Genomic DNA, 14,201 nt, shown 5'->3' with positions numbered 1-14,201 from the left:
AGACCGACCGGCGGCCGCCGAGAGGCGAGAGCAACCTCTTCGAACCGGCCGACCAGCCGAAAGGCGCCGCCCATGGCACCCACGGCGCCTTCGACCACGCGTCCCACAGCCGGTCCTTCGAGGCCACGCTCTCTCGCCGCCGGACCTGCGTGAAGACCGGCGAACCCACCCACGAGACGGGTCTACGTGCGGACCGACCTGACCAGTCGCCAGGTTCCCCCGAGCGTCTCGCGATGATGTGCGCTCGCAGTGGACCACTGGGAACCGGCTCCACTACGTCCGCGACACCACCTGGGCCGAGGACGCTTCGAGAGTCCGCACCGGCCACGGACCGGAACATGGCCACCCTGCGCAGCTTCGCGATCAGTCCGTGCGACCGCGCGACGGCCACGCAAACGTCGCCGCCGACCTCCGCGAGATGTCCTACGAACCCGTCCGCCGCCCGCCGCTGCGCACGGTGACGCCCCACTCGGTGGCCGGACTGTCACCGCGTATCGGGCCGGGACTCGTAGTGCAGGCTGTGGAAACGACCGTCCTTCTCGCGCCCTGCGGGGTCGCCTCCCAGCGCCCGTACCGCCTCGATCGCATACCGCTGTTCCCGCTCGTCGGTGAAGAGACGCTGCGGATAGGTGTGGGTGACGTCGACGGTGGTGCTCAGACCGTGCGCGGCCAGTGCCCGGACGATCGGGTGGTACGACACGGTCCGCAGAACGAACGCGCTGACCCACACCGGCCTTCTGACGCTGCCGAGCAGGGCCCTGAAGGTGCGGGCGGTGATATAGCTGCCGCCGCCTGTCAGCGTGATGAGACCGACCTCAGCGAGCGCGCGCCTCAGACCGGGACTGGGTGAGCTCTGTTCCAGGTCATCGGTGAAGGCGGCGTCCAGCAGTCCCACCCCGAGCGCGTACTGCACGGCGGGTGCCGCGACGTCCAGGCCGAAGACCGGTACTGCGTCCGGTCGGCGTCGCTCGGCATAGAACTCCTTGTCCCCTGCGGCGAGCTCCGCCGTCGACAGCGTCCGGCAAGCAGGGGAGGTGTACCGCTCGCACATCTCCGCCAGCGTGACGTCGTGGTTGAGCAGCGCGGCGTTGATCCCGTACGAGCAGCACACGTCCAGCATCGCCGGCCTGTCGTGGGGTCCGCCGTCGAGCGCCGCCCGGTCGGTTGCTGCCTGCCGGAAGACCGGCTGGGCATGATGCGGGATCTCGTACTCAAGCGGGGCCAGCCGCTGGAAGTACGCGCGAGGGTCCGGACGGGAGTAGATGTCATCGAACCGCGATTTGCCACCCGTCACACCGCCGGTACCACCAGGGCCGGATTCGACCATTTCGTGCCCTTCCTCCGGAACGGGGATTTACATCCATCATGTCCCGTATTCCGCGCCGGTGGCCGTCCGCCGCGCACGGCGCAGCCCAGAGCACACCGGCTCGCCATGCATCCGCTGCCGGCGCCACAGGGGGATAATCCGTAGCACCACGATCGCCGCTCAGGCGCAATCGATGCTGCGGACCTACGGCGGTCGCATGGGCGCCGACACACCGGGCCGACGTAGCGGAGGAGGGCGAGATGGAGGAACACTCGGCCCGCCCCCAGGATTCCCTGATCTTGATCTTCACGCGGGGAATGTCCTGGTCCTCGGTCCAGTGGCGCAGTTGACGATCCAGCTGGCGCTGGTCGTACGTCGTAAAACCGCCGCTGCCGTACACGGGCACGTCGGTGCGGCTCACGCCGAGCAGCCGTACCAGAGGCAGTTCGAGGAGGCGGGCCTTCAGATCCCACAGGGCGATGTCGACGGCCGCGACGGCGCCGGCGATCAGACCGGGCCGGCCGGCGTCGCGGACCGCCCTGTTCATCGCCTCGTTGGCGGCGGGGGTGTCCAAGGCACACCGGCCGGTCACAACCTCGGCGAGTTGCCGCTCGACGACCTGGGCGGTCGCCGCCGAACCATAGGCGTACCCGAGTCCCGTGGCGCCGCCACCGCTGACCTGAATCACGATCATGGTGGTCGATTCCCAGGTCAGCGTGCCGTCGCCCGCCGGGGCGTCGGTCGCAACGGTGTACACGGCGGTCTCGACCCGGTCCACGAGCGGCTCGCTGTCCCCGGCGGTGTGCGGGACCAGCACTCCTCCGGCTTGTCCTGGCGCTGCTTGCCGCCGGGGAGCATGTCCTGGACCTTCGCCTTCAGCCCCTGCCGGATCATGCCGACCCGGTCGCTGGCGCCCTTGACGACGGCCGAGGCCGCGGCCTCGATCTGGTCGAGACTGGCGTGCGGCGGGATCGGCGGTACGGCCGGGTCGGTCCGGAAGTCGATGACGAACGGACGGTCACCGCCGAGTACCTGATGCCCCGGCGGGTACCCGCCACTGACATCCATCCAGCCGTAGACAGACCAGACCCCGGAGGCCTCCATGTTCCGTGCCATCGCAGACGTGCTCCGCGGTATCGGCAGTGCGATCGCCACCGTCGTGACGCTGCCGTTCAGGGCACTCGCCCGGCTGTTCGGCGGAGCGTCGCGTTCCGCGCACTGACGACCTCCGCGAGTGGGCCGGAAGCCGCTTCGTGACGACCCCTGCCGAACACCTCGCCGAACCGCCCACTGCCGAGCCCTTTGAGAGGATCGCAGTGCGGGACCTGTTCATGAGCCGCTGTGAACAGCTCACGGAGTTGGTCGCGGCCGCCGCGCAGGACCTCTGCCCGGACACGGAGGTGAGGTGGACCGGCCGGTCCGTGAAGGTCCCCTTCTTCGCGGAACACATGCGCGAGGAGCTGATCCTGCATCGCTGGGACCTGACCGGCGACGACCGGCCAGCGGTGCAAGCCCTCAGCGAACCGTGGATGAAGGAGCACAGTGTGGTGTCGGTCGGTCTGGTGGCGTGCCGGGGCGAGGCCGGCTCGGGTCTCGGCCCTGGGTCAGGCCGTTGCGGCCGTCCCGACGGCTGCGATGACGTTGTCCCAGATGGCCAAGCGGGTGGCCGGCTCGGTGGTCGAAGGCTGTCATCAGGTGCCGATGGGGCCGGAAGTGGGGCGAGATGCCGGTGAACGCGGACAGGAACCGCTGGGCCGCGCCCACGCTGCGGGAGCCCTTCATCGCGCGTTCACGCTGCCGCGTGGGCTGGGGGCTGTTCTCCGCCCGCCCGGTTCAGTGAGGGCTTCCGTACTGGACCTCCGGCCTGACCGAGGTGATCACGAAGCCCCTTCTTTGCCCCGTTGTACGAACGCTGCAGCCGACCCGTCCTCGCGCGACCCGATCGCCGCCACAGCGATGGCGGACGCCACACCGGCCCACGCCAGCGGGCCCAGTGGCGTACAGCCGAAGAACTGGCTGACGCCGGGCGTCTGCACGAGGGCGACGAGTGCGACGGCGGAGCCGATGACGGTAAGCATCACCAAGGGGCTGTGCCATCGCCCCACGGCGGTCTGTGTGAGCTGGGCGCCCACGACGCCGCACAAGGCCATCGTGCTGGTGCGGCGCACGGAGCCGGGCGTGACGGTGCCGATCAGCCAGGCCGCACACGCACCGAGTGCGGTGACAACGCCACGGCGCCGGATCTGGCGCATCAGCGGGGCGCCCAGCGTGCCCGGCCCCACCGGCGCCGTGCCGACGCGTCCCACACCCGGCCGGCTGTCCGACTCCTGTGGGGTGACCGCGACCGCCATCGCGGGGAACATGTCGGTCAGCAGATTGACCAGCAGTAGTTGCCGGGTGGACAGCGGTGAGCTGCCGCCGAGCAGGGTGCCGAACAGCGAGAAGCCGATCTCACCGGCGTTGCCCCCGATCAGCACACTGATTGCGTCGGCGACGCTGTGCCAGAGGGCCCGTCCCTCGGCGACGGCCTCCAGCAGCACGGCGAGCGCGTCGTCAACGATCACCAGATCCGCGGCGTTGCGGGCCGCGGCCGAACCATGGGCGCCGATGCCCACGCCGATGTCGGCCGCCCTGATGGCGGCGGCGTCGTTCGAGCCGTCCCCGACCATGCCAACGACCCTCCCGGCCTCCCGGAGCGCCTCGATCACCTGCAACTTCTGCTCCGGTGCGACGCGGGCCACCACGCCGCAGTCACGTACGTGTTCCGCCCGCTCGCCGCGGTCGAGCGCGGCCAGGTCGTCGCCGGTCACCACGCCCGCATCCTCGGGCCAGCCGAGTGTCACGGCTACCGCGCGTGCGGTCTCGGGGTGGTCTCCGGTGAGCATCACCGGCCGTACGCCCGCCTTCTGGAGGCCGGAGACAAGTGCCGCGGCGTCGCTGCGCGGAGTGTCAGCGAGGGCGACGAAACCCACGATGCCGAGCCCCGGCTCGTCCAACGGCCGGTCCATGGCTTCCTCGGACTCGTCGTGGTCCAGGCGCCGCATGGCGACGGCCAGGACACGCAGCCCCTCGGAGGCCAGCCTTCGTGCCGTGTCAGTAGCGGCGGCCTCATCCCCCCGGCACGCCGGCAGGACGACCTCCGGCGCTCCCTTGACCACCAGGAGCCGCGTGCCCTCGGCGTCCTCGCCCGTCGCCGAGGCGTATCCGCGGCTGGCCTCGAACGGCAGGGCGTCCCGAGCCGTCCACCGCAGGTCCTCGGGTGCGGCTTCGATGATCGCGGCGTCCGTGGCGTGGGCGTGCCGCCCACGGTCGTCGGTGTCGCGCGGACAGGTGCGCGCGGCTGTTCGCAGGACCGCGGCAGCCTCGGGAGCGTCCGGGGGGCGGATGTCGCCGTCGACCGCGACCCGTACGACGCGCAGCCGGTTCTCGGTCAGGGTGCCGGTCTTGTCGAAGCACAGGGTGTCCATGCGGCCCAGCGCCTCAAGAGCGCGGGGGGTGCGGGCCAGCATGCCGTGGGCGGTGAGCCGCCGCGCGGCCGCCAGCTGGGCGACCGTCGCGGTCAGCGGCAGGCCCTCCGGGACGGCGGCCACCGCGACCGCCAGCCCGCCACGCACGGCCTCCCGGACCGGGGTGCCGCGGAGCAGCGACACCGCCGTGACCGCCGCGCCGCCCGCCAGCGTCAGAGGCATGACATGGCCGGTCAGTTCGCGCAGCCTCGCCTGGACGCCGGCCGCGGGAGGGGTCCTTGAGGCGAGGTGCGCGGCCCGTCCGGCTTCGGTGTCGTCCCCGGTGTTCACCACGACGGCTCGACCGTGCCCGGCCACCACGGTGGCTCCCTCGAAGACCATGGAACGGCGGTCCGGCACCGGCGCGCCGGGGGTGGCGTCGACCTGCTTGAGGGTCGGCAGCGACTCGCCGGTCAGGGACGACTCGTCGACCTCCAGGTCCTCCACCTTCAGTACCCGCGCGTCGGCGGGCACCACGTCACCGGTCTGCAAGTCGACGACGTCGCCGGGGTGGAGCCGGCCTGCTTCCACGGTGCTCGTGGTACCGGAGTCCATGTCCTCGACGCGGCGGGCCTTTTGACGCTGGCCCATTGCGAGCTCTTCCAGGGCGAGTTCCGCGCGCAGCCGCTGTACGCCTCCGGCGAGCGCGTTCATGCCCACGGCACCGGTGACGAGCAGCGCGTCGACGGTCGAGCCCAGCAGGGCGGAGGCCGTCGCGCCTACGGCGAGGACGGGAGTCAGGGGGTCGTCGAGTTCCGCGCGTACGGCCAGCAACAGCCGGAGCGCCAGCCGCGCCGGTGCGAGCACCGGAGCCCGGGTGACGTTTCCCACGACCCGGCCCGCTGCGGCGGTCGCGCTCTCCGCCTCAGCCGCCTCCTGGTGCCCGAACTCCTGTGCCCGGGAGATGACTTCCCGGGGATCGAGGGCGTGCCACGCCACACGCGGCCGGGGGTGCGGAGCCTGGCGGCAGGTCGCCTTCACGGCGCGGTACCAGCCGAGGGCCATGGCCGCCGCCGCGGCGGCGTTGACGGGGCTGAGCCGCAGTCCGGCCCGCAGCCTGCCGCGCCGGCCCCGGGAGCCTCTGGTGATCACCAGTAGTTCGGAGAGCGCGGCGCCCGCCTCGGCCAGGGTCTTGGCCTGCCGCGCCGTCTTCCGGGCGGCGGGCACGGAAGCGAGGAGCAGCCAGAGCCCATCGAGTCCGTTCAGCACGAACGCGTCCGCGTCCCACACCACGGCGGAGTCGTCGTCCGTGACGGCGACGGCCACGTCGGCGGCGAGCAGACCCCGCAGAACGTCGTCACATGGCCCGTCGGCGGGGAGGCGTGCCGCCACGACGACGAATCGTCCCGCCGCGTGCAGGCGCCGCAACCTCTCCTCCAACGGCTCCTGGGCCGACACCAGTTCGTCGGCCAGCGCACCGAACTCGGCCAGCGACCCGTTGTCGGTCACCACGACGTGGAGTCCGGCTGCGCGCGCCGCGTCCAAGACGGACTCCGCCCGCGGTTCGACTTCCCGGCCCACGAGCACCGTACCGACGTCCCTGCCGTCGGCCGAAGCGATCATCATGTGGACGGCGGTGTCCTCGCCATCGCCGCCGGGCACCGGTCGCAGCCCAACGGCGCCGTCGTCGCCGGACTGCCCACCGTCGTCCAGACGGGCGAGTACGGCCGCGGCGGCCTGCCACAGGCGCGCGTCGCTCCAGTCGTCGGTACTGGGGTGGACCTCCAGGACGGTCCTGCGGTCGCCGCTGAGCACAGAAGAGTGCAGGACGATCGTGTCGACCGCGTCGAGCTGCCGGATCCGATCAATGTGCCGGATGAAGACGTCCTGGCGCGCGAGACGTGTGCCGAGTGCAGCGTTGAACGCCGTGGGGCCGTAGCGGGCCGCCCGGGGCGAGGCGGCGAGCACCGCCTCGGCGGTCTCGCCGACGTCGCGGGTGAACGCGAAGGTACCCGCGGCGCCTCCCAGGGCGCCGGTCATGGCCTGGTCCGCGTACCTGTCGCCGGACGGCACCAGGGCGGGCCGGGCGGTTCCCGTCACCGCGGGGCGTCCGCGCCCGGGTGCGCAGAGTCGGTCGTGGAGGTCGTCGAAGTGCGCGGCCCGGGCCGTTGCCTCGACCAACTGGCCGCCGCGCAGCACCGCGTCGAGGCAGAGCGCGGTCGGGGACTGCCCGAAGCCGTGAGCCGCGGCGTACGAGGCCGCGATGACCAGGTCCGCGGTCGTGACACCCAGATGGCGTTCCAACGCGGCCCGGATCCGGGGGTGTTCGCGAACCGTCGTCACGGCCGCCGTGATCAGCCGCGGCGAACTCCGAAGCCCTAGGGCCCGGCCCGTCACCGCGGCGGCGAGTCCTGCCACGTCGCAGGCGAGCGCGATCGCGTGCGTCCTGGGGCGGCCGCCCCAGGCGGGGTGCGCAGTCGTCAGTGCCGCCTCGTCGATGTGCTCCAGTCCGTGGCGCTCCGCCAAACCGGCGGCCCGTTTCGCCACGGCCTCCGTGGCGGCGTCCTCGACGAGCGTCACGACCAGCCGACCGAGGCCTCCGTCCCAATAGGCGGTCAGGACGTCGGCGTGCTCCGCCAGGGCCTCGGCGACCCTGCCCGCGGCCGCTTCCAGTTCCGCACCGCTCGGGCCGTTCCCTGACGGCACGCGCAGGGCCAGGTGCAGATGCCGCCCGCTGCTCCAGCAGGACGGCTGGGGACGCGTCGCCGCGACCACCGCGCGCCCTGCGCGGATACCCGTTTCCGCCGCCGTCACCGCCCGTCCGGCCGCCCCGGCGGCCACGCCGGCGGCGAGCCGGAACGCGGTGCCGGGCAGGCCGGACACAAGGCCCCGTGCCATCACCGGCTCACATCGCCTGATGGTGCTTCTTGCCGGCGCCCTTGGCCTTGACCTTCGCCTTGCTGGCCCCGCCCACCGGCTCAGGCAGCGGGTCCGCGCCCGGCGGGTTCGCGGGGGCCGGCGCCCTTTCCGTCTCCGGGCCCAGGCTCTGTGCCTGTGCGCGCGGCCGGGGCTGCGTCAGCCAGACGGCTGCCGCGCCGGCGGCGGCCAGCGGCCACTCGACGATGCCTGCGGCGCCGAGGAGCCCGGCGCCCGTGTATGCCATCACGCGCCGTGTTCGTGGTGACACGGCACCCACGGAGTCGAGTATTCCGTCGAAGGCCCCCTTCACTGCGGGGACGCCGGGTACGTGGTCCGCTGTCTCTTTCATGGTGTCCAGGGGGTGCGTCATCGCCTCGGTCACAGCGGTCCGCGAAGTTTCGTATTTATTTTCACCCATTTGTCCCACCTCCTACCCTGTGTAGTGCCCATAAATCGGCCGCTTAAGGCATTCGGCGACCTGGAAGCGGTGGCGGCCGGTCCTCAACGGTGCAGGTCGAGTCCCGGACCGGGCAGTCGGCCGGGCAACTGCGGCTCGGCTGGCCGCGCGAGGTGTATGGATCCGGCACGTGAAGTTGCCACGCTCGGGCCGTGCCTGCTGTCGTCGGCCTGCGCCGCCGTCACGCAGAAGCCGACCTGCTTCACAGCGTGCCGACATGCGTGTCTGCCGTGCGGCCTGCGTGTCCGCACCGGTGGTGCACGTGGGACGGCGGCCCGCGTACGCCCACCGGCAGGCGCATGCTGGTTGCCCGCTTTCCGACGTACCCCCACCGCCGACCAGTGGTCTCTTCGGCCCCGCGTTCCTGTCAAGGTGCCCGAGGGACCGGCGGACGACCGCTTCGTCCACCTGTCCGACGTGCTGCCCACCGCGTGGCAGGCCGCCGCTCGGCGTGGACGACTTCGCCACCCCGCTGGAGGACGCCCCGCACGCGTACGAGATCTTCCAGCGCAAGGAGGACGACGCGGTGAAGATCCTCATGCATCCGTGACGTCCCCCCGGGCGGACGCCCTGCCCGAGGCACGTCGGCTGGTCGGCCTCGCCCGGGACATTGCGGCGAACATGCGACGGGGGCGCGGGTGTGCCCGGTGTTTACGTCGTGTACGCCCCGGGCCCCGTTCGTGGCGTACGCAGGGGGCCTTCGTGCTCGGGTTCCGCGCTCCGTGTGCGGGTTTCGGTGCTGACCGGGGTTCCTGCGCGCGGCGGCGGCCGGTCGTCCGCCGCGCCCGAGTCGGGGCAGCTTCGGCTTCGTCGTCGAGGACGGCGTAGCCGGCCTCGGGTTCGCCCCGCCGCAGCGCGGGCGCCATGCCCCGGTACCCAGGCCGGACCTGCCCACCGAGCCACGGCTACGCCACCGAAGACGACGGATACGTCCTCGCCTACCGTGGCACAGCCCAATAGAGATCTTCCTTGGCTCCGTCGGCGGCGACGAACCGTCTGAAGCCCTCGACCATCCGCTCCAGCATGTCGTCGCCCTCCAGGTTCTCGGCGCGGACGAAACCGAGCCGAGAGCATCACCAGTCCTCGACGTGTCATCGATTCTGGTCGGCTTGAAAGCGCCTGAGCTGCCCCAAAAGCTGCCTGACACGCCATCAGAACGAGACGCATCCCCGACGGCGGCGGACGGCCGGCCCACGGACGCCACTTCGCACAGGCCGAGGAACTACTACCGCGACGCGACGGGCCGTCTGCGCCGGCGCGCCGCCGACGGCGGCGGCATCCGCCTGGAACGCCGCCGGGCGGTGCCTCGCGACCACGACATGTCCGTACTCAGATCCTTTGTCCTGCAGTCCTCAGACATGGCTTCTCAGCCGGAGGAGCAAGCCGTCGGCGGCAGCGGCGGTGAAGATGAGGATGCCGGTGACGATCTGCTGGTCGTACGAGGGCAGGCCGAGCAGGCTCATCCCGTTGGAGAGAAAGCCCAGGAACAGCACACCGATACCGGTGCGCACCAGGCTGCCCCGGCCGCCGAAGAGGCTGGTGCCGCCAAGGACGACCGCGCCGACGATGTTGAGCAACAGCGGGCTCCCCATGCTCGCGCCCGCTCCGGCGAGGCCGGAGGTCAGGACGATGCCCGCCATCGCGGAGGACAGGCCGGCCACGGCGTAGACGCTCGTCTTGGTGTAGGTGACATTGATGCCGCTGATGCGGGCGACCTCGACGTTCGCCCCCACGTGGACGACGCGGCGGCCCCACGCGGTGCACGTCAGGGCGACTTGTGCGATGACGTAAAGTCCGACGGCCAGCCAGACGGCGTACGGAACGCCGCCGGGACCGGCGATGCTGAAGTCGATGAAACCGACGGGCATCGGCGCGATCGTTCGGCCGTGGCTGAGCAGCGTGGTGGCGCCGCTCACCACGTACAAGGCGGCGAGGGTCACGGCGAAGGGCACCACGGGCAGTTTCGCGACGACGACTCCCACCAGCAGCCCGATCGCGGCTCCCGCGCCCAGTCCTGCGACGACGCCCGCGGCGACGCTGTGGGTGACGGTGATGATCCAGGCGCCGGTGACACCACTCGCACCGATCACGCTTCCGGTGGACAGGTCGATGCCGCCGGTCAGCATCACGAAGGTCGCGCCGATGGCCGCGATCGCGACCACCGCTGACTGACTGAACACGTTGGTGATGTTCGACGGCGTCAGCAGGCCGTCGGTGACCAGGCTCAGGAAACCGATCAGCAGGGCCAGTGCGGGCAGCATCGACAGGTCGGCCAACCAGCCGGGACGGTGGGCCGGATCACGAAGCCATGGCATGCGCAGCGGCCGCGGGCCGGGTGCGGCGGCGGGGGCAGGGCGCGTGGGCGAGGGCGTCCGCGCCGGGCCCTCCCGGCGGGTGGATTCAGGCGCCACAGCCCCACACCCGTGCGCTGGTGGTGGCGTAGTTGGTCCGGTTCAGGGGGAGGCCCTTGCTCTGGACGGTCCGGGGCGCGACGGTCCTGCCCGCCAGTGCCGTGGTGATCGCCCGGACCGCCTCTGTGCCGAACTCGTCGACAGGGGTGGCGATGTCGGCGTCGATGGTCTTCTGCCGCAGGGCCTTGCAGCCGTTCTCGTCGCCGTCGATGGTCACGATCACCACGTGCTGGGGATCTCCGACCGGGGCCAGCCTCTTGGCCGAGGTGAGGGCGGACTGCACGGAGGGCAGGAGGAAGTCCGACGGGATGAAGATCGCGTTGATCGAGGGGTTCCTCTGCAACGCGTTGGAGGTCGCGTCCAGGGCCTGCGACGGGTCCCAGTTGGTGGGGACCTGGCTGACGACGCTGACTTTGGGGCTGCCCTTGAGCGCGGCGTTGAACCCGTCCCGGCGGCCGATCGCGTTCTGGTCGGTCAGCGCGCCCACCAACTCGAGAACCTTCAACGGCTCGGACCTGGCCACCCCGACGAACTCCGCGGCCGCCAATCTGCCGTCGGCCACCGGGTCACCGGTGATCTGGAACGTGGTGTTCGCCCGGTCCGCGACCGCGCGGTCGACCGCGACGAACGGGACCTTGCGGGCCTTCGCGAGGGCGATCGAGGAGGCGATCTGCTGCCCGTCCTGGGCGATCGCGATCACCGCGTCGACCTTCCGGGTCTGGATCATGTCCTGGATCTGTGAGGTCTGCTTCTGCGCGTCCTTGTCCGCGACGCTGAAGACGATCTCGTAACCGGCGGCCTTGGCCGACTTCTCGATCGCCGACTTCTCCGCCTGGCGGATCGCGTTGAGGAGATCGAAGCTCACCCCGATCGTGACCTTCTTGTCGGAGTTCGCCGATCCCCCCGAGTTCGCCGTCGAACCGCATCCGGCGAGGACGAGCGCCGACGCGGTGACCGCGGCCGCGCATCGAATGACTGCGAACGGTTTCATCTTGACTCCCTTCGAATGGTGCGCGTGGGCTCAGGCCGTCGCCACGGTCCGGTTCTTGTCCGAGGGCGTCGAAGAGCGACCGGTCAGGCGTGCGGCACGGGCGAGATTCCGCCAGCGCGCTCCTGCGGCGATGACGGCGACGAGCAGGACAGCGCCGCGGACGATGTCGAAGACGTAGGGCGAGGCGCCGGAGAAGACCAGACCGGTCTGGGCGGTCGTCAGCACGAGGGCGCCGAGCACGGTCCCGATGATGCTTCCCCGGCCTCCGAACAGGCTGGTACCGCCGAGGACGACGGCCGTGATGACGGTCAACTCGTAGCCCTGGCCGATAGAGGGCTGGACGGTGCCGAGACGGGCGGTCTGGGTGAGGGCGGCGACGGCGGCGAGCAGGCCGGCGAGTGTGAAGACTCCGGCGGTCACCGTTCTGACGGGGATGCCCGCGTCGAGGGCGGCGCCCCGGTTGGAGCCCACCGCCTGCACGTACCGGCCGAACACGGTCCGGCTGAACACCAGACCCCCGGCGAGTGCCACCAGCGTGGCGAGCAGGACCGGCGCGGGCACGCCGAGCACGGTCCCGGTGCCGATGCCCCGCAGGTTCGCGGGCAGGTTGATGTCCTGCTGGCGGGTGATATGACCACCCAGGCCGCGGTACACCTGCAGGGTGGCCAGGGTGACGATGAGCGCCGGCACGCGGGTCAGCGCGACCGCCGCGCCGTTGACCAGGCCCATGACCAGCCCGGCCGCTCCGACGACGACGAACACGGCGGCGGCCGGTTCACCTCTCAGCGCGCTGCTCGTCTCGATCGCGGCGGCGAGGAAGAGCAGGGAGCCGACGGAGAGGTCGATGCCGGCGGTGATGACCACGTAGGTCGCGCCGACCGCGGCGATGACCAAGGGGCTCGACTGGACGGCGATGTTGCGGAAGTTCGCCGTCGTGGCGAATCCGTCGTAGAGCGGGGCCAGGACGATCAGCAGAACCACCAGGACCGGCAGCAGGGGCTGCCGCCGAACTGCGGCGCGAAGCCACCCATACGCCTTCGCCGGCGGAATCATCGGGCACCGCCCGTGGCGAGGCGGATCACGGCCTCCTGCGTTGCCTGCGACCGGTCGAGGACCCCCGCCAGCCGGCCGTCGTGCATGACCCCGACGCGATGGCTCAGCCCGAGAACCTCCTCCATCTCCGAGCTGATGAGCAGGATCGACGAGCCCGCCGCGGCCAGGTCGACGAGAAGGCGGTGGATCTCCGCCTTGGCGCCCACGTCGATGCCCCGGGTGGGCTCGTCGAGAATGACCAGCCGGGGCTGACCGCTCAGCCACTTGCCGAGCACCACCTTCTGCTGATTGCCGCCGCTCAGCGAACCACCGGCCGCGTTCAGTCCGCCGCGGGCGACCAGGCGCACCTTGGCTGCGAGCTCCTCGGCAAGACGGCGTTCGGCTCCGTTGTCGAGCCATCCGGTCGGCCGGGAGCGGCACACCGAGCCGAGATCGACCATCGACAGGCTCTCGCGAATCGGCCGCTCCAGGAACAGCCCCTCACGACGGCGGTCCTCCGTGACGAACGCGATGCCCGCTCGAACGGAGGCGCGCACGTCGCCGCGCCGGAGCTGCCGTCCGTCCACCTCGATCTGCCCGGTCCTGCCCGCGAGTCCGGCGATCGCCCGGGCGACCTCGGTGCGTCCCGAACCCATCAGCCCGGCCAGCCCGAAGATCTCCCCTCGGGCGATGTCGAACGAGATGTCGCTGACACGGGTGTCGTCGCTCAGGCCGCGCACCGACAGGGCGACCTCCGGCCGGGGCTGCGGGAGGTCCGGGTAGCCCTGCGCGAGTTCGCGTCCCACCATGAGCGACTCGAGCGCCGCACGGCCGAGTTCACTCGTCGCCCGGTCCGCCACGGTGCGCCCGTCGCGCATGACCACGACACGGTGACTGAGTGCCGTGATCTCTTCCAGGTAGTGCGTGATGTACAGGACCGCCACCCCCTCGCCGCTCAGCTGCTGGACGATCCGCATGATCAGTTCCCGCTCGGCGAGGTTCAGCGAGGCGGTCGGCTCGTCGAACACGATGGCTCGCGGTTCAGACGCCAACGCCTTGGCGATCTCGACCAGTTGACGCTGCCCGGCGGACAGGTCGCGCACCATCGCCGCCGGACCGAAACCGGCGCCGACCCGCTGGAGAAGGGGTGTGGCGGCGCCCCGCAGTCGGGCCGGCCGTACCGTCATGGCCCGGGACCCGAGACGTCCGATCAGGAGGTTCTCGGCGACGGTGAGATCCGGGAACAGGCTGGTCTCCTGGTGCACGGTGGCCACGCCGGAATGCCGTGCACCGCCCACCCGTGCGGTGGCGAGTGCGCCGCCGAAGGTGACGTGACCGGAGTCCGGGCGCAGAGCCCCGCTGATGATGTTCTTGATGGTGGACTTGCCGGCCCCGTTCTCCCCGGCCAGCGCGACGACTTCGCCGCTCGCCACGGTGAACGAGACGTCCTTCACGGCTGCGACACCGCCGAATGACTTCGACACGTTGTCGACTGCGATCGCGGGCGCCGGGCTCACGATCGGTGGCTCGCCGTCGCTGTGCCCGGGCAGGCGCACGTCGGTGACGCGACCGCGCCCGGCGCACCGGACGAGCGGTGGGCGCCGCCATCGAGGTCGCCGATCCGTCTGCGGTGGTAAGA

At 71.4% G+C, this 14,201-nt stretch carries 9 protein-coding genes and 2 pseudogenes; 1 reads left to right on the top strand and 10 read right to left on the bottom strand.

Going from position 1 to position 14,201, the window contains the following annotated elements:
• Positions 1 to 484 precede the first annotated feature (484 nt).
• The 3 genes and pseudogenes from AB0D59_RS45460 to AB0D59_RS45450 all read right to left on the bottom strand — a co-directional run.
• A complete protein-coding gene (locus tag AB0D59_RS45460) occupies positions 485 to 1,294 on the bottom strand; it encodes a hypothetical protein (RefSeq protein ID WP_362577556.1) in 810 nt (269 codons plus the stop codon).
• On the bottom strand, positions 1,266 to 2,084 hold the full coding sequence (locus AB0D59_RS45455; RefSeq protein WP_362577554.1) for a hypothetical protein: 819 nt from the start codon (positions 2,082 to 2,084) through the stop codon (positions 1,266 to 1,268). The genes AB0D59_RS45460 and AB0D59_RS45455 overlap by 29 nt, the downstream gene beginning before the upstream one ends.
• 44 nt (positions 2,085 to 2,128) lie before the next feature.
• Positions 2,129 to 2,326 (bottom strand): annotated as a pseudogene (locus AB0D59_RS45450) (thiamine pyrophosphate-requiring protein); the annotation flags it as partial.
• Positions 2,327 to 2,408: 82 nt separating this feature from the next.
• On the opposite strand from AB0D59_RS45450, the gene AB0D59_RS45445 reads away from it, so the two are divergent.
• Positions 2,409 to 2,528: an LPFR motif small protein gene (locus AB0D59_RS45445; RefSeq protein ID WP_268817735.1), complete on the top strand. Its 120-nt coding sequence runs from the start codon at positions 2,409 to 2,411 to the stop codon at positions 2,526 to 2,528.
• Between the two features lie 382 nt (positions 2,529 to 2,910).
• On the opposite strand, the pseudogene AB0D59_RS45440 reads toward AB0D59_RS45445, so the two are convergent.
• The 7 genes and pseudogenes from AB0D59_RS45440 to AB0D59_RS45410 form a co-directional block, all read right to left on the bottom strand.
• Positions 2,911 to 3,133 (bottom strand): annotated as a pseudogene (locus tag AB0D59_RS45440) (IS6 family transposase); the annotation flags it as partial.
• A gap of 50 nt (positions 3,134 to 3,183) precedes the next feature.
• Positions 3,184 to 7,650, bottom strand: coding sequence for a cation-translocating P-type ATPase (locus AB0D59_RS45435; RefSeq protein ID WP_362577552.1), 4,467 nt, complete (start codon positions 7,648 to 7,650; stop codon positions 3,184 to 3,186).
• Between the two features lie 7 nt (positions 7,651 to 7,657).
• Entirely contained in the window at positions 7,658 to 7,915 is a 258-nt protein-coding gene (locus AB0D59_RS45430; protein WP_362577550.1) for a hypothetical protein, read from the bottom strand.
• A 1,565-nt stretch (positions 7,916 to 9,480) separates the two neighbouring features.
• Complete coding sequence (locus AB0D59_RS45425) at positions 9,481 to 10,404, bottom strand: ABC transporter permease (RefSeq protein ID WP_362577548.1); 924 nt, start codon at positions 10,402 to 10,404, stop codon at positions 9,481 to 9,483.
• Between the two features lie 124 nt (positions 10,405 to 10,528).
• Positions 10,529 to 11,530 carry a sugar ABC transporter substrate-binding protein gene (locus AB0D59_RS45420; RefSeq protein WP_362577547.1) on the bottom strand — a complete coding sequence of 334 codons (1,002 nt, stop codon included), beginning with the start codon at positions 11,528 to 11,530 and terminating at the stop codon, positions 10,529 to 10,531.
• A gap of 30 nt (positions 11,531 to 11,560) precedes the next feature.
• A complete protein-coding gene (locus AB0D59_RS45415; RefSeq protein WP_362577545.1) occupies positions 11,561 to 12,583 on the bottom strand; it encodes an ABC transporter permease in 1,023 nt (340 codons plus the stop codon).
• On the bottom strand, positions 12,580 to 14,046 hold the full coding sequence (locus tag AB0D59_RS45410) for a sugar ABC transporter ATP-binding protein (protein ID WP_362577543.1): 1,467 nt from the start codon (positions 14,044 to 14,046) through the stop codon (positions 12,580 to 12,582). The genes AB0D59_RS45415 and AB0D59_RS45410 overlap by 4 nt, the downstream gene beginning before the upstream one ends.
• Positions 14,047 to 14,201: the final 155 nt, after the last annotated feature.

This window comes from Streptomyces sp. NPDC048417, from assembly GCF_040651615.1.
Classification (GTDB): Bacteria; Actinomycetota; Actinomycetes; order Streptomycetales; family Streptomycetaceae; genus Streptomyces.
The sequence above is the reverse complement of the archived record's forward strand: the minus strand, read 5'-3'. Positions and strand labels throughout refer to the sequence as shown.

Bases quoted from the DNA above. Each gene is read 5' to 3' on its own strand.
- AB0D59_RS45445 (WP_268817735.1), top strand. From the start codon at position 2,409: ATGTTCCGTGCCATCGCAGACGTGCTCCGCGGTATCGGCAGTGCGATC.
- AB0D59_RS45435 (WP_362577552.1), bottom strand. From the start codon at position 7,650: ATGGCACGGGGCCTTGTGTCCGGCCTGCCCGGCACCGCGTTCCGGCTC.
- AB0D59_RS45430 (WP_362577550.1), bottom strand. From the start codon at position 7,915: ATGGCATACACGGGCGCCGGGCTCCTCGGCGCCGCAGGCATCGTCGAG.
- AB0D59_RS45420 (WP_362577547.1), bottom strand. From the start codon at position 11,530: ATGAAACCGTTCGCAGTCATTCGATGCGCGGCCGCGGTCACCGCGTCG.
- AB0D59_RS45415 (WP_362577545.1), bottom strand. From the start codon at position 12,583: ATGATTCCGCCGGCGAAGGCGTATGGGTGGCTTCGCGCCGCAGTTCGG.